Origin of the sequence: Cyanobacterium aponinum PCC 10605 (assembly GCF_000317675.1) — a bacterium.
Classification (GTDB): domain Bacteria; phylum Cyanobacteriota; class Cyanobacteriia; order Cyanobacteriales; family Cyanobacteriaceae; genus PCC-10605.
Map to the genome: position 1 here is coordinate 697,607 of NC_019776.1, position 22,569 is coordinate 720,175.

Sequence of the window (22,569 nt, forward strand, 5' to 3'; positions counted from 1 at the left end):
ATTATAATTATCCTCGCACTTATAAGAAAATGACTGATAACTCCGAGAAAAATATTTACTCTGTAATTGAGTTAAAAAAATCTCTTAAGAGAACGATGATTCAATTACAAAAAGCGATCGATATTCTCAATCAAAATTCTCCTGATGATCTACCAAATTTAACTGTTGTAGAAAATCTAGTTAAATCTAGCAATGCTTTAGTGGACTATCTTCAACTGAAAAATTCTTCTGGCGAGGCTGACATAAATACAATTCAAAGTCAAGAGGAAAAAACAGAAACTTCAGAACCTAAAAAAGTCAGAACTAGCAATAAAAAACAAAAATCTTTTGTTAAAATTAATCAAAATTTTTTGCTGGTATTAGTGTTAATTATTAGTATATCCTTTAACATTATTGCATTAACAAATAATTCTATTTTTCCCAAAAAAAACGTATCTGTAGCCAGTAATGTAAAAGATGAAGAAATAATTTCTCAAACAGATAATGATGAGAATATAAACATAGGAGACAATATATTTTTAGAGCCTCAAATAGAAGAAAAAGTAGAACAGAAAAACGATGAAACAGAGGAACAAGAAGCCTATCAAATAGGAGAAAATATTTTTCAAGAAGAAGAAAACAATCAAGAATTAGACACACCAGTATCAGAGAAAAATGATAATAATAATGAGCAAAATAACAATAATCCATCAGAACCAGAAATTATCTCATCTGAGGATGAAACTGATTTAATTAAAGAAAATCAAATAGATACTCCAAAATCATCTAATTTAAACTCAACAGAATCTCAAGAAACATCTGAACCAAAACAACAGATAGAAGAAAACGATCAAGAGGATGAAGGAATTTCTCTTCTAACCCTAAATCCAGAACAATATATTATCAAAAACATCGAAAATCAAATAGAAAATATTACCCAAAAATATGGAGAGAATTTAATTGTCAGAGTAAAAGCTAATTTTTCTAATAATAGCTTAATTATTACCGTTGGAGAAAAGTGGTATGAACTTAGTAGCAATAAACAAAATAACTTTGCTGAGGAAGTCTTTAAACAAGTTAAATCCTTAGATTTTTATAAATTTAAATTAGAAAATACAGAGGGCAAAATATTAGCCAGAAATGCAGTAGTAGGAGAAGGCATCATATTGATTCCGTAAGGCTAATAATTCCTTCCTCATCACCTTAACACCTGCAACCTGCAACCTGCAACCTGACACCTAACCTTATCAGATATTCTTAAACCGAACTGAGGTTATCTTAACTCTTAACTCCGAACTCAAATTGCCCCTTGCCCTTTTAATTAATATTAGTCTTCATGATCCTCAAAAGGATCACCTAATTCTGCGGATGGAGGTCCAAAAGCAGTATAAATTGAAACACCAGTAATGGCGATTAAAACCGCCGCTATGCCAAAACCGATTAATGTAGCAGTATCCATAATTTGATATTTTTAATAGCGAGACTTAATGATTATATTTTCGGGGTAAGAGTCCCCTTATGTTATACTGATTTTAACGGCATTCGTGCCGAAGTTGCTATAGACTCAAAAAAAACTAATTTTAAGTCAAATTTGATGAGTTTCTGTAGTTTTTAGCGGTGTGGCACATCGTTATAGCTTCTTAAAGCATCTTAGTACTATAATCTTTTGTGGTTATGGGGTTTGCTGAAAAGGAGAATCACCTTAAATAATCTTTTTTGACTCGGAAACAAGAGAATTTAAAGATTTAACGGGGTGAGTTGTCATATAATATTCGCTAGATAAAACATTATTATATAAATAGGTTGAATATGGCACAACGTACTGGTTTAGGTAACTTGCTCAGACCTTTAAACTCCGAGTATGGTAAAGTTGTACCCGGTTGGGGAACTACTCCTTTAATGGCAGTTTTCATGGTCTTATTTTTAGTTTTCTTATTAATTATTTTACAAATTTACAACTCCTCTATCTTATTAGAAGGTATTGATGTTGATTGGAGAAGTTTAGGTTAAAATACCAAATTTTTTTCCTTGTTAATGGTTGATTGTTGATTATTTTTTCATACCTTTAATCTACGGAATTAGTGTTTATTAAGTTTGGTATGAAATAGATAATAAATGAATAGTAAATAAATATTTTATTCCCATGAATGTATTTGGCATTGGCTTACCCGAAATGATTTTGATTTTTGTGGTGGCTCTGTTAATTTTTGGTCCGAAAAAGTTACCAGAAATTGGAAAAAGCCTAGGCAAAACTCTTAAAGGCTTTCAAGAGGCTTCTAAAGAATTTCAAGAGGAATTTAAGAAGGAGGCGGAGAAAATTGAAGAAACCGTTTCGATGAAAGCACAATTGGAGTCTAGTAAAGAAACAGAGGAAAATGTTGTCAATTCTAGCTCAACAGAAAAAAACTCTTAGATTCTTCTTTTGTTAACCTTGTTTTTTACTTTTATTCATGTTAATTTCTCGCTCTCCTGTTAGGATTAGTTTCTTTGGTGGTGGCACTGATTATCCAGAGTATTTTCTTCGTCATGGAGGGGCAGTATTAGCAACGGCAATAGATAAGTTTTGTTATTTAACGGCTAGTCCTTTTCCTAGTCAGTTATTTGACTATAAGATTCGCCTTTCTTATCGACAGGTTGAGTTAGTAAAAAATGTTGAGCAAATACAACACAATGTTTATCGTGAGTGTTTGAAATTTTGCGGTTTGGAAGGGGATATAGAGTTACATAATGTAGCGGATTTACCTGCTTTTACTGGGTTGGGTTCGTCTTCTACTTTTACGGTGGCATTGCTTCAGGCTTTACATAGTTTTAAGGGGGAGTTTGTTCGCCCTTTGGATTTAGCTTATGAGGCTATTTATGTGGAAAGACAGTTACTAAAGGATAAGGTAGGTTGTCAGGATCAATTAATGGCGGCGGTGGGAGGATTTAATCTCGTTGAGTTTCGTACGGAAACAGATATTTTAGTCCATAAAGTGCCGATTTCTCCTCAAAGGTTGGCAGAGTTTGAAAAGCATTTATTTATTGTTTTTACGGGCATCAAGAGACGGGCGGCGCAGGTTGTTGCCCATCAGTTGGAAAAAGTTGTGGATAATACTGATACTTTAAAGATGATGCGTTTAATGGTGGATGAGGGATGGGATATTTTAACTAGCAATAAGCCTTTTTCGGCTTTTGGAGAATTGTTACATAAAGCATGGATGGCAAAACGCAGTCTTGCTTCGGCGATTTCTAATCCTCAGATTGATGAGATATACAGTTTAGGAATTGATGCAGGGGCATGGGGTGGTAAGTTATTGGGGGCTGGTGCTGGAGGTTTTATTTTGTTTTTTGCTCCTCCAGAGGTTCATCCTGCGTTAAAATCGGTTTTTGGCGATCGCCAAGTTTTAGATATAAAGGTAAATGCACCGGGTTCAGAAATTATTTTTTCTTCTTAGGTGGCTTCTCGATAAGCAATTCTTAGTTTAGCTGATCGCGCTCTGGGATTTACTTTTTGTTCTTCTATACTAGGTATGATGGGCTTTTTAGTGACTATTTTTAATAAAGGATGCGATCGAAACTGATTTTTTACGATACGATCTTCTAAGCTATGAAAACTGATGATCGCAATTCTTGCTTCTGGTTTTAACCATGTGGGTGCTATTTGTAAAAATTTTTCCAACGAATTTAATTCTTCATTGACTTTGATTCTTAGGGCTTGAAAAGTCCTTGTGGCAGGGTGAATTTTACCATAACGATATTTACTAGGAACACAAGATGCGATCGCATCTGCAAGGGCGGTAGTAGTGTAAAAAGGACGTTTTTGAATAATCATTCGGGCAATACGGCGGGATAATCTTTCTTCTCCATAGAGAAAAATTAAATCTGCTAACTGCTTTTCTTGCCAGTGATTAACAATATCCTTAGCACTTAGAGATTGACTTTGATTCATACGCATATCTAAATCCCCTTCTAAGCGAAAACTAAAGCCCCTTTCCGGATTATCTAATTGGGGGGAGCTAACCCCTAAATCAGCTATAATTCCATCAAAAAGAGTATTAAAAGGTTTAAAATCCGCAAAATTTCCTTGAAAAAAAGAGATTTTATCCTGATAATTTTTGAGTTTTTCTTGGGCAAAATTAATGGCATTTATATCTTGATCAATAGCAGTTATTTTTACATTTTCTCCCTGTTTTAGAATTAATTCTGTATGCCCCCCTGCTCCTAAAGTTGCATCTAAGTAATGACCATTATTAATAATATTTAAAGAGTCTATAATTTCTTGAGGTAAAACGGATTGATGATAAAATTGTGCATTATTTTCTGTTGTCATTTTTGCTTAAATCGAAAGGTTGAATATCATAAAAATTAAACATTTTATCGTAACTAATAATGGAGATATTTTCAACAGTTGATCGAGTTATATTTATTTACTCAAAAGGATTACAGTAATAAAATGGCTACTTTATAACTTGTTTAAATCATTCAAAACAAAATAAATTAAGATTTAATATTTTTAGATAACTTACTATAATTTATTTTTCTATCTAATACTATGATTAAGAAAGAAATATATTTATAATAATTATTAATAAACAAAATTAAAAGACGATAAAAACAAGATTAATTCTTTATAAATCCCATAAAACAGGCATCTTACCTGTAAAATCTTACCGCAAAAATTATCAACCATGTCAATAGTATATCAATTATGTCAAAAACTCTGATCCATCAATATCGCCGAGACTTAGAAAGCCGAAAAAGATACGGTGGTAGCCGTAATGAAAGTTCCATTCGCTACGCTTTTGCAACCCTTCTCAACGGTTATTGTAAGCCGAAGGATTTTTTATTGGTGGAGGAGTTAAGCATTAACAGTCGTTTTAACAAGCCGATTCGTCTTGATGGTATTGTTAAAGATGCCTTGCGTCTCGATTGGGGATATTGGGAGGCAAAAGACGAAAAAGACTCTTTAGATGCTGAAATTGAAGCAAAATTTAATAAAGGTTATCCTAACGATAATATTCTCTTTGAAGATAGCCAAACCGCCGTTTTAATTCAAAATGGCAACGAATCCCTCCGCATTAATATGGAGGATGATGACGCATTAGATACTTTACTTAACCAATTTTTAGACTATGAAAGGGCAGAGGTTAAAGACTTTCGACAGGCTATCAGTAATTTTAGTCAAGACTTACCCATCATAATTGATACTCTCAGAAAACTGATCGATAGTCAATCACCTTTTCCTAAAGTCGAGAGGGAAGTAATATCCACTCCCTCTAATTCTAATTCCCCTCTCCCAGTGGGAGGGGGGTTAGGGGTGAGGGTAAATCAAAACTTCATCAATGCGAGAGATAAATTTTTAAAAATCTGTCAAGAATCCATCAATCCAGACATCACCATTGACGATGTAAGAGAGATGATTATTCAGCATATTTTGACAGAGGATATATTTACAAATATTTTTAGTGATGCCCAATTTCACCAAGAAAATAACATCGCTCGACAATTAAATGAAGTTATCAAAACATTTTTTACAGGTAGCGTAAAAAAGAACACTTTTAAAACCATTCAAAGTTATTATAATGCTATCATTCGCACTGCTTCTAGTATCGTTAATCATCAAGAAAAACAAAAGTTTTTGAAAGTAGTTTACGAAAATTTCTATAAAGCCTATAACCCGAAAGAAGCAGACAGATTAGGCATAGTTTATACTCCTAATGAGATAGTTAAATTCATGGTACAAAGTACCGATTATTTATTAGAAAAACACTTTCATAAGACATTAGGGGATAAAGGAGTAGAAATATTAGATCCTTGTACTGGCACTGGCACATTTATAACAGAAATATTAGATTATTTATTAACAAGAGATATTGAATATAAATATCAAAAAGAGATTCACTGCAATGAGATGTCGATTTTGCCCTATTACATAGCAAATCTCAATATTGAATATACTTATCAACAAAAAACAGGAGAATATTTAGAGTTTAATAATATCTGTTTAGTGGATACTTTAAATCCTACCGATACGGGAGAAAAACAGATGGATTTATTCTCGATGAATGAGGAAAATACAGACAGAATTAAAAGGCAAAATAAGAAAAAAATCTCAGTTATTATTGGTAATCCTCCTTATAATGCAAAACAAGAAAATTTTAATGATAATAATGCCAATCGTAAGTATGAAACTATCGACAAAAGAATAAAAGATAGTTATATCAAAGAAGGCACAGCCCAAAATCAAATCGTTGTTTATGATATGTACACCCGTTTTATTCGTTGGGCAACGGATAGGTTAAATGATGAGGGAATTATTGCTTTTATTACTAATTCTTCCTTGATTGATGCAAGAGCTTTTGATGGTTTTAGAAAGTGTTTAGAAAATGAATTTGACTATATTTATATTATTGATTTAGGAGGAAATATTAGGGCAAATCCGAAGTTATCAGGCACAACTCATAATATTTTTGGTATTCAAACAGGAGTAACTATTAGTTTCTTAATTAAGTCAAAAAAAGAAGTCAAATCACCATGTAAAATTTATTATAGTCGTCGCCCAGAATTTGAAACTAATAAAGAAAAACTAGATTTTATTAGTAAAAATGCTTTAGAAAATATTGAGTTTGAAACGATTAAACCTGATAAAAAACATAATTGGATTAATCAAACGGATAATGATTTTGATGATTTAATTCCTTTAATTAATAAGGATGTAAAAGCTGGAAAAACTAAAGCAGTTAAAAATGAGGAAACGGGAGAGTTAGAAAACAAGATTTGTGAGGAGGCAATTTTTCAATTATTCTCTATAGGGGTACAAACTTCAAGAGATGAATGGGTATATGACTATAGTTACAAAAATCTGGCTAATAAAATGAAATTTTTTACAGATATTTATTGTCAAAGTATTGATAGTAACTCAATAGATTTTACCATTAAATGGAGTTCATCATTAGAGAATTATTTTCAAAGAAAACTCAAAATAAAATTTGATAAAAAGCTGATTATTACAAGTCTTTATCGTCCTTTTTTCAAATTAAATCATTATATAGAAAAACTATTTAATCATAGATTAACCTCAAATCATTATCAATTTTTTGGGGAAGACTTAAAACAAAAGAATATTTTAATTGCAATTTCTGGTGTAGGATTTAATAAAAATTTTCAATGTTTAGCATCTGATTTATTAATTGGTGGTGATACATTAGAAAAAACTCAATGTTTGCCATTATATAGATATGAAGAAGGAGAGAGAATAGAGAATATAACTGATTGGGCATTGGAGAAATTTAGAGAATATTACCAACCCTCACCCCCCAACCCCCCTCTCCCAAAGGCGAGGGGGGAGAAGAGGGAGTAAATATAAATGTGTCAGAAATAATGGGGGCGAAACGTCAAATACTACGAGAATTATTGGAAAAGGCTAGAGAGTTAAGAAAAAAACAAACTTCCACAGAGAAAATTTTATGGGAATGTTTACGAGGAAATAGATTTTTTGGTTTTGAATTCCGTCGTCAACATAATATTGCTTCATTTATTGTCGATTTTTATTGTCATGGTGCAAAATTAGTTATTGAAATTGATGGGAAAATTCACGATGAGAAAAATCAAGAAAGTAACGATAAAAACAGAGATGAGTGGTTAAAAAGTCAGGGATTAAAAGTCTTAAGAATCAAAAATGAAATAATAATCAATAACCTAGAAGAAGCCTTAGACATAATTGCAGAAAACTTACTCCCCTCTACCACAGGAGAGGGGTTGGGGGTGAGGGTAAATAATATTACCAAAGAGGATATTTTTCATTATGTTTATGGGGTTTTACATAATCCAGAATATAGAGAAAAGTATGAGTTAAATTTAAAAAGAGAATTTCCCAGAATACCTTTTTATGACGATTTTTGGCAATGGGCAAATTGGGGTAAAAAATTGATGAATTTACATCTTAATTATGAGGAAATAGAGCCTTATAATTTAAAAAGAATTGATATACCCCTTAAATCTCAATCCCCGTTAATTTCTGTTAATAATGATGAGGAAAGATCCCCCCTAACCCCCCTTCATAAGGGGGGAAATGTGCCTAAGGTTAAGTTAAAAGCGGATAAAGTTAACCATAAAATTATTATTGATGAGGTGACTATTTTAGAACAAATACCACCGTTAGCATGGGAATATAAGTTAGGAAATCGCAGTGCTTTAGAATGGATTTTAGATCAATATAAGGAGAAAAAACCAAGGGATAAAACCATAGCAGAAAAGTTTAATAATTATCGTTTTGCTGACTATAAAGAGCAAGTAATTGATTTATTAATGAGGGTGACAACTGTTAGTGTTGAGACAATGAATATTATTAATCAGATGAACAATTCAAGGGAATTGAAGTCTAATTAATTGAGAATCTGCAATAAACTTTCCCTCATGACGGCAACGGGGGCGGGGTGATGAGTCCAAATTTCAAAGGCAACTGCCCCTTGTTGTACTAACATTTCACTACCATCAATAATTTTTGCTCCTTGTTTTTCTGCTTGTTGTAAGAAAAGAGTCGGACGAGGGTTATAAATTAAATCATATGCGATCGCATCTTCACAAATCAACTGTGCTTGAGAGGAAGTTAGGGGAGATTGAGAAATATGGGGATACATTCCCATGGGAGTGGTGTTAACAATAAGTTGACTATGGGGAATTAAATCGGTAAGCTCATCCCAAGTATAAATTGAAATTTCGGCTTTAAGAGTTGTATTAGCGAAACTAGCTTTAAATTGCTTTAATTTATCTAAATTACGCCCAACAATTTTGATTTCCCTGCATCCTAACTCACTGCAACCGACAATTACCGCCCGACTAGCGCCACCATTACCTAAAACCAAAGGGGTAATATTTGCCCAATTTTTATCCAATGACTTTAAAGGAGAGATAAACCCGTCAATATCCGTATTTGTGCCGTGCCATTGATTATTTTCTGTTAACCAAACGGTGTTAACCGCACCAATTATTTTCGCTGTTTCAGTAATATAATCTAAAAAAGGTAAGACATTTTCTTTATGAGGAATAGTTACATTAAATCCTCTTATTTTTACTGCTTTAAAAGTGTTAAATAATTCCTGTAAATTTTCTTTTTCTACGGCAAAAGGAACATAAATATAATCTAAATTTAAAGATGCGATCGCACTATTTTGAAATACTGGAGACATAGAATGTTCAATAGGATTACCAATAATTCCTAATAATTTTGTTTTGCCTGTAATTTGCATAAAAATAACGACTCTCTTAGTTTCAGAATGATCAATTATTGCTTAAAAAAGGTGTTCGGTTTCAGACTTTAATTAATTATTAATTACTAATTATCTTTGTCTGTGTCTTTTATTCTCTTACGAAGTATAATCAAAACCAAGAATCAAAAAACTTTGAGAAGATGAATAAAAATTTAATTTTCGGTATTTTACTTATCTTTATTCCCATATCCATCGCTGGTCATTTTTTACATTGGGGAGAGGTTGTCATTTTTCTTAGTGCCGCCCTAGCTATTGTACCATTAGCGGCATTTATGGGGGAAGCTACGGAAAATATTGCGGTTGTCGTGGGGCCTAATTTAGGGGGATTACTTAATGCTACTTTTGGTAACGCTACAGAATTAATTTTAGCTTTTATCGCTTTAAAAAGTGGTTTTGTGCAAGTAGTAAAAGCAACTTTGACAGGTTCGATAATTGGTAATTTACTATTAGTTATGGGATTTGCCATGTTTTTGGGGGGTTTACGTTTCAAAGAGCAAAATTTCCAACCGGCTACTGCCCGTTTAAATGCCTCTGCCATGAATTTAGCTGTTATCGCTATTTTACTGCCCACTGCGGTGCAATACACTTCAAAAGGCATTCCTACCACTACTATGCAAACCCTTTCTGTGGCGGTGGCGGTAGTTTTGATTAGTGTTTATCTGTTGACTCTCCTTTTCTCCATGAAAACCCATTCCTATCTTTATGATGTTGGCATGGCAGAAAATGAAACGGAGGAAGAATCAGAATCTCCCCATCAACCTAATATCCTATTTTGGATCTCCATATTACTTGTTGTTACAATCGGAGTTGCGATCGAATCTGAGTTATTAGTGGATTCTTTAGAAGAAGCTACCGCCGATTTAGGTTTACCTGCACTATTTACAGGGGTGATATTTTTACCCATTATTGGCAATGCGGCGGAACACGCTACGGCTGTAACCGTTGCGATTAAAAATAAAATGGATTTATCTGTTTCTGTGGCTGTAGGTTCAAGTTTACAAATTGCTTTATTTGTTGCTCCAGTTTTAGTGATTATTGGTTGGTTTATTGGGCAACCGATGGATTTAAACTTTAATCCCTTTGAATTGGTAGCAGTGGCAGTATCAGTATTAATTGCGAATTCTATTAGCTCCGATGGTAACTCTAATTGGTTAGAAGGTATATTATTATTGGCTACCTATGTGGTAATCGGACTAGCTTTCTATTTTCACCCAGTAATCGAAGGATTAGCCTAAGCTAAAAAATTTTTAATTACCATTTTCATTCAGTACTCAGATTAACTTAAAAATGGAAACAAGGGTTAATGTGTGGCACAATTTGTTATTGCCCACAAACTAACTCATTTAATTATAGGGATGAACATTGTAGAGCGTTTACGATTAGGTTTAGCGGTAGCTACTGCCAAAATAGTTACAGGATTAGTAAAGACTTTTAAATTAGGGGCGGCTAGTGTTTTACCCGGGGAAATATCCCGCCGTCTCTATCCTCGTTTACTACAACTTTTATCTCAACAGTTTCGAGGAGGATTAATTTTGGTTGTCGGCACTAACGGAAAAACAACCACTTCCCTACTGCTTAAAGATATTTTAGTCCACAAGGGCTATAAAGTTATCCATAATTCTACAGGGGCAAATTTAATTAATGGTTTAATTACTTGTTTAGTCACCAATAGTAACTTATGGGGAATTTTGTCCGCAGATTATGGCATTTTAGAAGTAGATGAAAATGTTTTACCCCTAGTATTAAAAGAATGCCAACCTAGTCATATTTTAGCTCTTAATTTATTCCGAGATCAGTTAGATAGATATGGAGAAGTTGATACCATTAGTTACCGTTGGCAAAATGCAATTACTCCTTTAAATAAAGATACTTATATTATTATTAATGGGGATGATCCTACCCTGTGTTATTTAGGGCAAAATTTACCACAAAAAGTATGTTATTTTGGCTTAAATGAACCTGAATTATATTTAGATGAAATTCCCCACGCTGTTGATTCTATTTACTGTCCTAAATGTGGCACATCCCTTCAATATAAAGGAGTTTATATTTCTCATTTAGGGGATTATGATTGTCCTAGTTGTGATTTTACTAAGAGTAAATTGTCAGTAAATAGCAAAGAATGGCCACAAATTTTAATCGGAGTTTACAATAAATATAATACTTTAGCGGCTGGTTTAACTGCTGAAACCATTGGCATTGAAAGAGACATAATTAACGATACTATTCACAACTTTAAAGCCGCATTCGGAAGGGCAGAAGAATTAACAATTCAAGACAAAAATATTCGCATCTTACTCTCTAAAAATCCTGTGGGGATGAATGAAACCATTAGGGCAGTAAATGACATCAGAGAAATTAATCCTCAAAGCACTATTTTAATGGTTTTAAACGATCGCACTCCTGATGGTACAGATGTTTCATGGATTTGGGATGTAGATACAGAAAAGTTAGTTGCGGGTGGAGGAAATATTGTAGTGAGTGGCGATCGCCTCTATGATATGGCATTAAGATTAAAGTATAGTCTGGATACTCTTAACTCTAATTTGAATTTAATCATAGAAGAGAAATTATCCCAAGCTATTAATAAAGCCCTTGAATTAACAGCAGTGGGTGAAACTTTGTATATTATTCCCACCTATTCAGCCATGTTAGAAGTCAGAAAAATATTATTAGGGCGAGAAATTCTTTAGATGGAAAAACGAGGAATTAGGAATTAAGAATTAAGGCGTTGGTGAATTAAGCGATGATGTTTTATTTCATAATTAAGCAACCCCAGAATTAACAATCAGTAATTAGATTAACCGGAGTTTTGGATAAGCTGAAAGCATCCCAACTCGTAGTCAGAAAACCTTATAGCTTCTTAGAAATAACGATAAAATTGCCTTAATGCAAACTGACTTAAACAAGGGGCTTAAGCCCCTTGCTAAAAACCCCTACCACCTGCAACCTGCAACCTGCAACCTGACACCTGACACCTAACCTTATCGGGTATTCTTAAACCAAACTGAGGTTAGATTAAGTTGAGGGAATAAATTCGCCAGAATTTGAGGTAATTCTTGAGTATATCTTTGTAAAACTTTACTAGAGAATTGCTCACTATTCATTTGACAATGGGCGATATTATTTCTATTTCTTCCTAATTGTGACCAAGTATCATCTAATTGTTTTACATCTTCAATGTGTTTAGTTATTTCCTGCTCATAAAATTTTATTCTTTCAGGATTATTTCCACTCATAGCATTTAACTGATTTTCTATATTTTTACGGGCTTCTTTATCTAAATAATTATCATTTTCTAAAATTGCTAAAGTTGTGACAAGCCATTCTCTTGCTAATAAAATTGCTTGAGTACCTAAACCTTTTTCCACATACCATTTAATTAATAAATAGTGTTTTTTAATAATAAGTTTAGGATCTGCTTTATCTTGATTTTCAAGGGCAAATTGAGCGTAATCTTGTTCAATTTTATCAATAATTAATTCAAAAGGCTTGGCAAAAATACCAACTTCTTCTCTAATTTCTTCTCCAGAATATTTTGTTAAATGATGGGCTGAAGTTAATAATTCAACTGGTCTAATAAACTCAATATTTTCTGATATTGTACTTATAGTTGACCCTAAATTTCTTAACTTATTAGGCTTAATTTCTTCGGTTTTGGCTTTACCTGATCTGAAAAAATCAATCTGAATATCTGCTAATAATTGCCCTAATTTTTGAGATGAACCAGTATTAATAAATGTGTCGGTAGCAGTTAACCAATCTAATAATTTAATAGCTGGAGTTAAGTCAAATATAGATGCTCGATTGTTTTTTGGGTCATATTGTCCATAATAAACCCCTTTTATTTTTACATTTCTTGCTTTTTCTAAGAAAGCTGAAGCTAATAAAACAATCACAGGAATAGAGCGAAAAGCATGGGTAATGTCAAATATAATTTCGCTATTTTCTGGTACTGATTCCACTACTTTATCAAATAATTTCCATATATCATCTTCATCTGTTCCTGATGGTATATCAATATAAGATAAATCAAATTTATTATCTATTTTATCTCTTAGATGATTTCCGTGAATTTTTATTGCTTCTTTGGTGGTAAAAACTTTTATTTCTTGGGCATTGAAAAAATGTGCGATCGCTTCTATTACATATTCAGTTTCATATTGTTGATTTTGCCATGTATAGGAGGTTAATTTATAATCACCAGTACCGATAAAACTTAGTAAAATCATAATTAAAAATTGGTTTTAAATAGAGAAAATTTGTTGAGTGGTTAATTTTAATTCAGGAAAAATAGCTGAAATAATAGGGGTATTATCTTGATAGGATTTAACCTGATAATTATTATTTTCATCAAGATTATACACAAAAATTGTGGGCTGTTTTGGATTGCTTAAATAACTGCGAGAAGCAACGGCTAAATAATAAATAATCTAATTTTTGTTGCATTTTTAAAGATGCGATCGTCATAACTGCTAATATCTCCTTAGAATAAATGTCCTAAACGTTCTCTCAACTCTCGCATGGCTTCTTCTAAATGCTTTTCATTATAGCCTGTAGTTTCAATAGATACACCAATTTTATGTTTTTCACCTTCGTATAAATAAAGCCAAAAAATATAACAATTATCTTTTGTTTTATAATTAGACAATTTAAAATTATTGATAGGAGCGGAAAAGGCTTTTTTATCAAAATAAATTTTCTCTATCCAAGGTATTTCTGAGAGAATTTTTTGAGCTTTTTTCCATGTTTTGGGGCGGTGATGTTCTGTCCCTTCTTGAAGATTAAAAATATCTTTTCTATCCCTTGTAGAATGAGGTAATTCTGCTTTGTAATTACCATAACTAACTTTACCATCAGACGATAAAAAAGGGAGATAAATTAAGCTCTTATACTGTTCATGAATATAACAAACAGGCACTTGATAAATATTTCCAGACAATGCCATAATCATTGATTGTGCTTTAAAACCACCTGTTGCCGCAAGGGTTACATTTCCTTTAGCATTTTTGATTAATTCTGCTAATAAATTAGCCATTTTTTCTAAAATACTACCATTAACATCTATCTCATAATTAACCTCTGGTATTTGTTTAATGGTGACATCTTCTTGACCTAATTCTGTGAAAAATAATTTTAAAATTTTTGCACATTCTTCTCCTGATTTAGTGGCAGAGTATAGCAAAATTATCTCATCTTTTTCTCGTAAATTTAGATGGTAAAATGTTTTAGTTTCTGCACTAATTAATTCTAAATCTGTAGCTTTCATCCATGCGATCGCACTTTCAATATTATCAATTAATGATTGATCAAGAGATTTTGGTTTGTTATGCCAAGGACGTTTTTTTTCTGGTGGTAATGTGTCATCTTTATTAGTTCTTAAAGATGTGCCTACAGTCATGATTATAGTTTCCATAAAATCAAAATTAATAATTAAATAAAAGTTAAATAGTTAAAAATTTCTTGAGGACAAATTTGCCAATGAGAAAGAGAAGATAGCACGGGTAATAAATCTTGATTTTGTTTTATTTGAGGTTGTTGATTAGGTAAAAAAGTCATGATAATTCTTTCTTGAGGATCAATTAACCAACCTATTTGACTACCATGATTAAGGGCAAATAAAATGTTATCAATTACCCGAATTGAACTTTGTTGAGGAGATAAAATTTCAATAATCCAATCAGGGGCAATTTCGATAATATTGGCAATTTCTCCCTGTTCATCTTTAGGTATTTTCTCCCAATTAATTATACTTATATCAGGTACGATCGAGCGTTCATCAAAATTACAACGGAGTTCGGTAAAAGCACAACATTTTTTATTAATAAAACCCTGTTGATTAATGGCAGTAGTTAAAAAAGTTTGAATGGTGCTATGTTTTCCTTTAGGCATTGGTTTTTCATAAACATAACCATTAATAAACTCTTTAATTGGTTTTGTTTCTGGTAATTGTAAAAAATCCTTTAAACTGATTCTTTTTTCTGCTTGAGTAAACATAATTTTAATTTTTGATCCCCCTAAATCCCCCTTAATAAGGGGTACTTTTTGTAATTAATTTTAACTAGGATTTCTGGGTAAACCACCATCATTTGCTAACATAGGTAAAGCAACTTTTAAACCTCCACTATTGCCTGTGCGTTCATTTTCCACAAACCATTTAAAGGCTTCTCCGTTGGGGTTGGGTTGTATGTCTAAACGGGGATAATGAATAGGTAATTTATCGCTATAACCTTGAGTGGCAACTAATAAGGCTTTGATAAAGGATACTTCCTCAAATTTTCCGTTATAGGATGTCTCTACCGCTTGTTTAAATTCCCCAATAGATGCTTTGGCAACAGTGGCATCGGGTTTATCAACTTTGAGAAGGCTACTATAGTATTCTTTCCAGTCTTCTCCCTTTCTCAAGTCGGTTTTATCCCAATCGATAGTTAATTTCACACTACCAAAGCCGAAGGGTTTACCTCCTCCAAGGCGATGATAATGATTTTTGGGTAAGTCTAAGATGAGTAGCAATGCACCCAATTCTACGGTAGAAAGGTTAGTTATATCAATGTTAAAGGTAAATTCGGTATTAGGTTTTACCCATCCAAGAATCGATCGATTCTGATCATCTCTTTCACTTCCCGGTCTATAATATTCTTGATAATGTCCATTATTATCTTGTTGGGTGCGATCTTGATTAGCATTATCCCAGTGATTTGCAGGTAAATTTTGATGGGGATATACTTTTCTTCCTCTTAAACCTTGATTGGAGTTACTGTAACCTTTTCCTTTCTCACTACCGTTATCTAAAGGAGTGCCTTTTTTATCTTGTGCCTGATAAAATCTTGCTTGGGATGGTTGGGGTTGTCCTAATATATTTAATGGTAAGCCTTTATTGCCGAAATTTTCAATACAATTATCAGTGATGCAAGTTAAGGCATTAATACGCAGATTACCTTTGTATGAACCTTTGCCGTTTTGATTTACCCAACCAAATACCCTGTCAACGGGAGATAATTGTTCCATTTTTTGAGCTGGTTTCAAGCTATCATCGAGTAAATCATCAGGGGGATATTTATACAAACGGCGAGAAATCGTAACAGGTTGAATAGCAGTTATTTTTCCTCGGTTATTCAATTCGACATAGCATAAAGTGCCTTCTTGAAATTGTAACTCTTTTTCATCCCAAATGTGTTTTGACCATCCCGTTTCTCCCGGTTTACCACCTAAATAGGCGGTAGGAGATTGATTTTTTGACTTACGTTTTTCTAAATCTTTAACGTGGGTTTGTTGATAATTTCTGATTAACTCTTCCCATAAAGATTTAATTTCAGGAGTAACGGGTATTAAATCATTATTGTTTTGTTCAATAAACACCCTTTCATTCATTTTACCGTTAATATTCGCACCTGTTACACATACCCATCCTTTTTTCCAAGAAGTATTACTGGGATTTTGATCACGAGGTATAATTTCTTCTACTTTACCTCTGCTTAATTTTACCCAGACGGCATCACCATGTATAGGTAATCGATTTTTACTCTTATATTTAGTGGCAACATGGCTTTCCCCTTTATCTTTATTTTTACTATTTTTTTCATAACGTTTGAGTCTGGCGGTTTCTCCCACTAAACCCGTATCATCCATGATTCTTAAAAAGAGTTTCCCGTCTTTACTTTCCACTCTTGCAGGTACAACCGTAATTCTTGCAGGAGTACGATAGGCTAATCTGTCTTCGTGTTTCTCAAAGATGGAATAACGGGAGTTTGTCACTATTTCGTAGGCTAAACGCAATGCTCCTTTAACGGAAGTAATGGGTAACAAGGGTTTACCATCTGCTCCTATTCTGAGAGGATAGGTTTTATGTCCATTATTATCTTCAGTGGCGTTACCTGCATCAGGAATTAATAGAGGGGTTTTTGTTTTTAATTTTACGGTTATATTGCCACTCCAATAGTCTTGATGATATTTTCCATGACCAACGGGGGCTCGATCAAACAGTTCTGAGTTATCATTTTTACGAGGGGGAGTAGGGATAAAGTTATAAGGGTTGTGAAAGTCTCCTGTCACTTCAATGGAAGATGTTAAGACGGTTGCAGGTTTTGACTGTTTAGCTTCCGCTTGAGCTGAAATTTCCCAAGATTTTCCTTTTTCTCTTATTTTTTGAGCTTTTCCATCCACTAAATCAAATTCTATCTCCATATCTTTTAGACTTTTGACAGAAGTTTTTTTGATTTCTAAAATTGATGCGGATAACTCATCATTAGGAGGGCTTATTTTTTTTTCTTTATTGTCTTTGTCTTTATCAATATAAACAATCGTTAAATTTCCCTTTTGAATCTTAAATTTTCCTTCCATAATTTTCAACCTTTTGTTAACTATTTATTTGTAACTGTTTTTCAATTTTGTTTAAATTAATTTCAATTAAATGCTGTCTATTTTCAACATTTTTAATAGCCTATAAAAGTCTATTTTTATTCGCTTCAGATTGAAGTAAGTATTCAGTTTCATCAGTTAGCTTTTGTAAATCGTTTAAAACTTTTTTTTGTGAAGTCATTTTATTTAACCTCTAAATTAATTAAACGTTCTTCAATGACCCGAACATTGCCAAAATTATCCATAACTTTGAGATATTCACGGGTGTTCAAATAAACTCTTTTTTCCTGTGATAAGGATTGAGAAAGAGGAATATCTAGGCTACCAATTCGGGAGGCAGATAGTCTTTGCCAACCCTCATTTAATGTAGTTTTCGCTTTTTCTCCCCAGAGTAAATATTGTTGCTTAATGGTATCTATTACTTCTATAGAATCTAGTTTTTTTGCTAAACAATTATCAAAATCATTTTCAGAGATGATAACTGCTGTACCTTTTCCTTCATCCTCATTTAACCATCTTAACTCATAGTTTTGGTTAAAAATACGGGCTTCAAAGATATAGTTATCTTGATAATTTGTATTGATAATCTCCCCTTTACTATTAGATAAATTGCCGTCTTTTTCTAACTTTAAAACTTGACAAGAGTTAGGAGAATACAAGAGTGCGATCGCATCTTCTAATTGATTAAGACATTGATTAATTGCTTCAGATAAAGTGATATTCACTGATGATTGAGCGTGTAAAAAAGTAGTCATTATTTACCTCCATTTAACCATGATTTCCAGTGAGAATTAAGATTAGTTAATAAATTATTATCTAAGTCATAAAAACTTGTTAAAGTCGCTTGAGAAAGAGCTTTTAAATCATCATTATCGATACCCTTACCATTAATTTCTACCTTCTCCACTTGAATCGCACCCATACCTCGATTAACTCCAAAACCAATGGGAATTTTGGACTCCATAAAGTCTCTTAAAACTAACAAAAATAACGCCAAAGTTGGTAAATATGAATTTTTTGGTGGTAAGTTTTCTTTCTTTAACCTTTCATTTTCTAATTTTTCATACTGTTTTAAACGGTGTAAATTTAAGCTAATTTCAATGTTTTCCCAATTCACCCCAAAAGGTTCAAGGGTGGTATATAAAAAGCCTTCTGCCCCACTACCAGTCCAACGATCAATCCCAACGTGGTATCCTAGTTGAGTATCCTTTAAACCCATATTATTCAAACAATTACGCAAACTGCTGTCACTGGTAGCCTCAGTAATACTTGCCCATTGATGGGATGTCATTAAATATTCATCTTTTCCATTATTTTCTGATTTTTGTGTAGCATCAGTAATACTTACTGAGCTATTTGAAGTCATGGGTTTTTTTGCAAAACAGTCATCTACTGCCAGACAACTTAAATAACCTAACTGGTTTTGATTCTCGTCTAACTCTGCTGGTGCTCCAAAAAGGGTTTTAATTAACTCTAATTTCACTTGTTGATCGAATTTGTCTTTATCCTCATAATTAAGAGAGTGATTACAGACAGTGCGAATAATTCTTTCTGCTTGGCTACGCCATACTCCTTTCAAGCTACTTCCAGGGATAACAAAGGTTAAGCCACCACTTACTCCACTGACAAGGGGTAATATATCCACTGCCATACCATCCCCCTCTGATTTAACCATCACAGACCCTATAGGACTCCATTTAATGGTTATATCGAGCTTATTTTGACAATTTTGACCTGAAGCATAAACCTTGCCCCAATTAACGGTTTTTTCCTGATTTTTCAGGATATTTAAAATTCCAGCAGGGGAGAGTAAATCTTCTTCAATGATTCTCGTGTCATATAATTTAACTCTCCCTAAACCTCGACTTTTTGCACCACCGAGATAGATTTCCCCTTCTTCTAAAGCAGTGATAAGTTGGGCGAAGGCATTTTGACATTCTTGCCATTCACTATCACTTAATTTTGCGTCTCTTTCCAAGATAAGGCTTATGGGAATTTTAACACCTTTGGGTAAAATGGCGCGATCGAACTTCATACCTTCGGCCGCAGTGCCAGAATATCTATCAATGGCGACACCGTCACGGATTTCCACAATGGCAGAATTGATAACCGCATCTTCCACAATGACAAAACTAGCATGGCCATTATCTCCTTCTTTCTCTTGAAAACCCCAAATTTTATTAGTTATCTTAGAATTAAGAGTGGCCATATAAGCGCGTAATGCACCAGCTAAACTGGTGGCGGGAAGGTAAAATTTTCCTTCACCGTTGACAGCTAAAGCCATATCTGTATCTGCATTACCACCAACTCCGCCGATATGAATAGGGCTAATAGTGGTAAGATTACCTGTAATTTTATATCGAGAACGAATTTTTCTTGCCATATTTTTAATGTGTGCTAGTAATTAATTAGTCGGAAATAAGGCTAAAGCCTTGACTACAAACCGATAAGTTAAGAATGCATTTAACTTACATTTTTTCCTAACAAAGGGTTTAACCCCTTGCCTAAATGACTTTACCTCTTAACTTTTCCCTCTTCCCTCTCCCCCTATCTCCCGCTCTTTTTTCTTTCTCGAAAATCAAACAGCCCTGTCGTAAAAGGGGGGAAATAGGAGGCTTTCCCTACCCTCACCAGTAAACTTAGATGCAAACTAGCTTATTGGGTTTTTTCCCAGTCTCGTTTATGCGCCCGAATCATCGCATCAATGAAGGTGCGTATCGCTTCCGCCCAAAGTTGCATTTTTAACTCGGTTTCGGCATTATGAGTGATGTTTAAATCCTTGGGTAAATGGAGATATTCCCAGATTTTTCTCTCATCATTGATTAAACTACGAATCAGCTTTAAGCTATCTCCTACCCATTTTTCTTTACGATTAGGCACAGATTCTAAGGCTTTAATCCAATTAGTCACTTGCTGTTTGTCATTTTGTGATTGTAGTTTACTAACAACTGAGCGTAAAGCACCTAGCTGAGTCATGGGAGGTTTACTTTCCTCTCCTTGAATCTCTAAACCTAGATATTGTTTTCTTGTCTGTCTATCGGAAGCTAAATCTAAGGCTTGTTGTTGGATTGCTTCTCGCCATGCTTCTCTTTCTATAATTCGGGCGTATTCAAAACTCGAATCATTATTTTTAATAAGATTGACATTAACATTATCATTGCTAGTGTCAACTTCGGTGACTGATGGTGTTAGTTTAGATAATTCCATCGTTAATAAAGGATCATTAAAGCACATTTGCCCATAACCTTCAACTCTTCTTTCTCCGATGCCAGACATTTGGATTTGAGATAGTTGATTGATGTCTAATTCTCCCTCTGTCACTTCATAAACGATACAACTTCCTGCTTGAATGCCCACTAAAGATGGGCGGGATAAACCCCAACGCACTTGCCATGATTCTGTGCGTCTTTGACGGATAATTTTTTGTTTTTCTTCTAGCGTGACTCCTAATGTTTTTTCTAGGGTTTCTTTGAGAATATTTAAGTCGGCAGTGGGATTGAGTCTTTTATCTCTTAACAGCAAGTCGGATAATAACCATACACTGAGGTTGTTATTGTCGAGTTGAATTTTTCCTTGATGAAGTTGCGGTTGTTGAGCTATTGTTACTTTTATCGTGCCATAATCATCTTTTTTAGATTGCCCAATGGAATAACTACCTTCTAAATTTTTCCACCATTCTTTTTTCTGGTTGCTAAGATGGTTGAATAAATCTGATTTTAAACGAATTTCCGCTCTAAATGTGGTTTTCGGGGCAATAGCGGAATAACTATAAACCCCTCCCACATCACTACTAGGGCGTTGAAGTTCATCTTCGATGGTATTGTGAGTATAAACGTTAATGGCGACTTTACGGTAAATAGGTAAATGATTATGGGTAACTTCTCCCACATAACCGCCTCTAATTCCTTTTAATTGTAAATCTTTGGGATTATCTTCAACTAAACGATTATAGACATTTCCTTTATCTAAGCCTCCTTTGAGTTTATCTGCAAAAAGACAAAAAGGCACAGGGCGACTGGGTTGATTCTTACTGCTGACGGTGGCATTAGTAATCACTAAACTCTCCTCACTAATAGCTTGAGAAATGTTTAACCATTGCCCTAGTTTACGATGCAAGTTTCTTAAAATATATTTACCGGGGATATAGTCGAGGGTTTCCACCACGTTACCGACAGTGCGACTATTGATAATAAGAGGGGATTTAGCGGTAATTTCCAACGGTAAAATATACCAGTCTGACTCTTTTATCTCTGGATATTGAAAAGTAACGGGGGGATTTATTTCTTGATAAACTGGAGGAGAAGAAGGAGTTTGACTTAAATAGTCTAAATAATTATCATTTTTTACTTTTAGAAACTCAATTTTACATTTTCCTGCACCTCTACGTCTTTTCCCGCCGATTCTCTCCGTTAATTTTGCTCCTGCTAATAATAATGCTTCGACTCTCTTTTTGTCATCGTCACTTATATCCGCAGGATAGTTAATTTGACAGTCTTTTGCGTCTAAAATTGCCCCTTTTCTTATCATCTCCTCGAATCTTAAAAAGTCTGTTTTGGCACATCCTGTGTCGTTGTCTATGCTTATACCCGGTTTAATAAATGCGATCGCATCTTTAACTTTTGTATTGACACTAAGGGCATTTTTAAGACTATCAGGAAAATGAGCGGAGCGTAAAGAGATTATAGCAGGTTGAGGGGAAGATTCGATCGCTCCTTCTTCTAATGCAGGTTGAGTGCCAAAGAGAAAATCAACCCATTGACTCCAAACGCCTTTTTCGTTGCCATTATCCAAACCTAAAGCCGCCAACTCGCAACTATCCCGTAAAATACCCGTCAAAGTTTTCCCAGGAATATAAGGTAAACCATCTCTATCCCTTTGCACGATAGCATCAACATCACCTTTCGACTGCCCCAAACCAATATGCCAATCACTCAGCATAGTTACTCTCATCGTAAAAAGCATAGACTCTCCTTTTTTTTCATAA

Annotated in this window: 17 protein-coding genes and 2 pseudogenes; 9 read left to right on the forward strand and 10 right to left on the reverse strand. The window is 33.8% G+C overall.

The window, feature by feature from the left end:
• Window positions 1-29: 29 nt before the first annotated feature.
• Window positions 30-1,157 carry a hypothetical protein gene (locus tag CYAN10605_RS17715; protein WP_015218440.1) on the forward strand — a complete coding sequence of 376 codons (1,128 nt, stop codon included), beginning with the start codon at window positions 30-32 and terminating at the stop codon, window positions 1,155-1,157.
• A gap of 149 nt (window positions 1,158-1,306) precedes the next feature.
• Here the strand turns inward: CYAN10605_RS17715 and psbN are convergent, their stop codons facing one another.
• Complete coding sequence (psbN, locus tag CYAN10605_RS02885; RefSeq protein ID WP_015218441.1) at window positions 1,307-1,438, reverse strand: photosystem II reaction center protein PsbN; 132 nt, start codon at window positions 1,436-1,438, stop codon at window positions 1,307-1,309.
• Window positions 1,439-1,788: 350 nt separating this feature from the next.
• On the opposite strand from psbN, the gene psbH reads away from it, so the two are divergent.
• The 3 genes from psbH to CYAN10605_RS02900 all read left to right on the forward strand — a co-directional run bounded on the left by psbH (window position 1,789) and on the right by CYAN10605_RS02900 (window position 3,413).
• A complete protein-coding gene (gene psbH / locus CYAN10605_RS02890) occupies window positions 1,789-1,989 on the forward strand; it encodes a photosystem II reaction center phosphoprotein PsbH (RefSeq protein ID WP_015218442.1) in 201 nt (66 codons plus the stop codon).
• A 133-nt stretch (window positions 1,990-2,122) separates the two neighbouring features.
• Complete coding sequence (locus tag CYAN10605_RS02895) at window positions 2,123-2,392, forward strand: TatA/E family twin arginine-targeting protein translocase (protein WP_015218443.1); 270 nt, start codon at window positions 2,123-2,125, stop codon at window positions 2,390-2,392.
• A gap of 37 nt (window positions 2,393-2,429) precedes the next feature.
• A complete protein-coding gene (locus tag CYAN10605_RS02900; RefSeq protein WP_015218444.1) occupies window positions 2,430-3,413 on the forward strand; it encodes a GHMP family kinase ATP-binding protein in 984 nt (327 codons plus the stop codon).
• Here CYAN10605_RS02900 and rsmH read toward each other — a convergent pair.
• Entirely contained in the window at window positions 3,410-4,288 is an 879-nt protein-coding gene (gene rsmH, locus CYAN10605_RS02905) for a 16S rRNA (cytosine(1402)-N(4))-methyltransferase RsmH (protein ID WP_015218445.1), read from the reverse strand. The two genes, CYAN10605_RS02900 and rsmH, sit on opposite strands and share 4 nt — an antisense overlap.
• Before the next feature lie 378 nt (window positions 4,289-4,666).
• Between rsmH and CYAN10605_RS02910 the strand changes: the two genes are divergently transcribed.
• The 3 genes and pseudogenes from CYAN10605_RS02910 to CYAN10605_RS19080 form a co-directional block, all read left to right on the forward strand.
• Window positions 4,667-7,318, forward strand: coding sequence for a type ISP restriction/modification enzyme (locus CYAN10605_RS02910; RefSeq protein WP_083887242.1), 2,652 nt, complete (start codon window positions 4,667-4,669; stop codon window positions 7,316-7,318).
• A 20-nt stretch (window positions 7,319-7,338) separates the two neighbouring features.
• Window positions 7,339-7,629: pseudogene (locus tag CYAN10605_RS19075) on the forward strand (endonuclease domain-containing protein); the annotation flags it as partial.
• A 108-nt stretch (window positions 7,630-7,737) separates the two neighbouring features.
• Window positions 7,738-8,346: pseudogene (locus tag CYAN10605_RS19080) on the forward strand (type ISP restriction/modification enzyme); the annotation flags it as partial.
• On the opposite strand, the gene CYAN10605_RS02920 reads toward CYAN10605_RS19080, so the two are convergent.
• Entirely contained in the window at window positions 8,343-9,206 is an 864-nt protein-coding gene (locus tag CYAN10605_RS02920) for a shikimate dehydrogenase (protein WP_015218446.1), read from the reverse strand. The pseudogene CYAN10605_RS19080 and the gene CYAN10605_RS02920 sit on opposite strands and share 4 nt — an antisense overlap.
• 161 nt (window positions 9,207-9,367) lie before the next feature.
• Here CYAN10605_RS02920 and cax point away from each other — a divergent pair, with 161 nt between their 5' ends.
• Complete coding sequence (gene cax, locus CYAN10605_RS02925) at window positions 9,368-10,462, forward strand: calcium/proton exchanger (protein ID WP_015218447.1); 1,095 nt, start codon at window positions 9,368-9,370, stop codon at window positions 10,460-10,462.
• A 120-nt stretch (window positions 10,463-10,582) separates the two neighbouring features.
• Entirely contained in the window at window positions 10,583-11,920 is a 1,338-nt protein-coding gene (locus CYAN10605_RS02930; RefSeq protein WP_041922633.1) for a Mur ligase family protein, read from the forward strand.
• A 291-nt stretch (window positions 11,921-12,211) separates the two neighbouring features.
• Here CYAN10605_RS02930 and csx2 read toward each other — a convergent pair whose 3' ends face one another.
• The 7 genes from csx2 to CYAN10605_RS02965 form a co-directional block, all read right to left on the reverse strand.
• Entirely contained in the window at window positions 12,212-13,459 is a 1,248-nt protein-coding gene (csx2, locus tag CYAN10605_RS02935) for a TIGR02221 family CRISPR-associated protein (RefSeq protein ID WP_015218449.1), read from the reverse strand.
• A gap of 254 nt (window positions 13,460-13,713) precedes the next feature.
• Entirely contained in the window at window positions 13,714-14,643 is a 930-nt protein-coding gene (locus tag CYAN10605_RS02940) for a putative CRISPR-associated protein (RefSeq protein WP_015218450.1), read from the reverse strand.
• A 17-nt stretch (window positions 14,644-14,660) separates the two neighbouring features.
• Window positions 14,661-15,224: a Uma2 family endonuclease gene (locus tag CYAN10605_RS02945; RefSeq protein WP_015218451.1), complete on the reverse strand. Its 564-nt coding sequence runs from the start codon at window positions 15,222-15,224 to the stop codon at window positions 14,661-14,663.
• A 60-nt stretch (window positions 15,225-15,284) separates the two neighbouring features.
• Complete coding sequence (locus tag CYAN10605_RS02950; protein ID WP_015218452.1) at window positions 15,285-17,567, reverse strand: TIGR03986 family type III CRISPR-associated RAMP protein; 2,283 nt, start codon at window positions 17,565-17,567, stop codon at window positions 15,285-15,287.
• A gap of 200 nt (window positions 17,568-17,767) precedes the next feature.
• Entirely contained in the window at window positions 17,768-18,340 is a 573-nt protein-coding gene (csx19, locus tag CYAN10605_RS02955; RefSeq protein ID WP_015218454.1) for a type III-D CRISPR-associated protein Csx19, read from the reverse strand.
• Entirely contained in the window at window positions 18,340-19,968 is a 1,629-nt protein-coding gene (locus tag CYAN10605_RS02960; protein ID WP_015218455.1) for an RAMP superfamily CRISPR-associated protein, read from the reverse strand. Before CYAN10605_RS02960 ends, csx19 begins: the two co-directional genes overlap by 1 nt.
• Before the next feature lie 272 nt (window positions 19,969-20,240).
• Window positions 20,241-22,547, reverse strand: a complete 2,307-nt coding sequence (locus CYAN10605_RS02965; protein WP_015218456.1) for an RAMP superfamily CRISPR-associated protein — start codon at window positions 22,545-22,547, stop codon at window positions 20,241-20,243.
• Window positions 22,548-22,569: the final 22 nt, after the last annotated feature.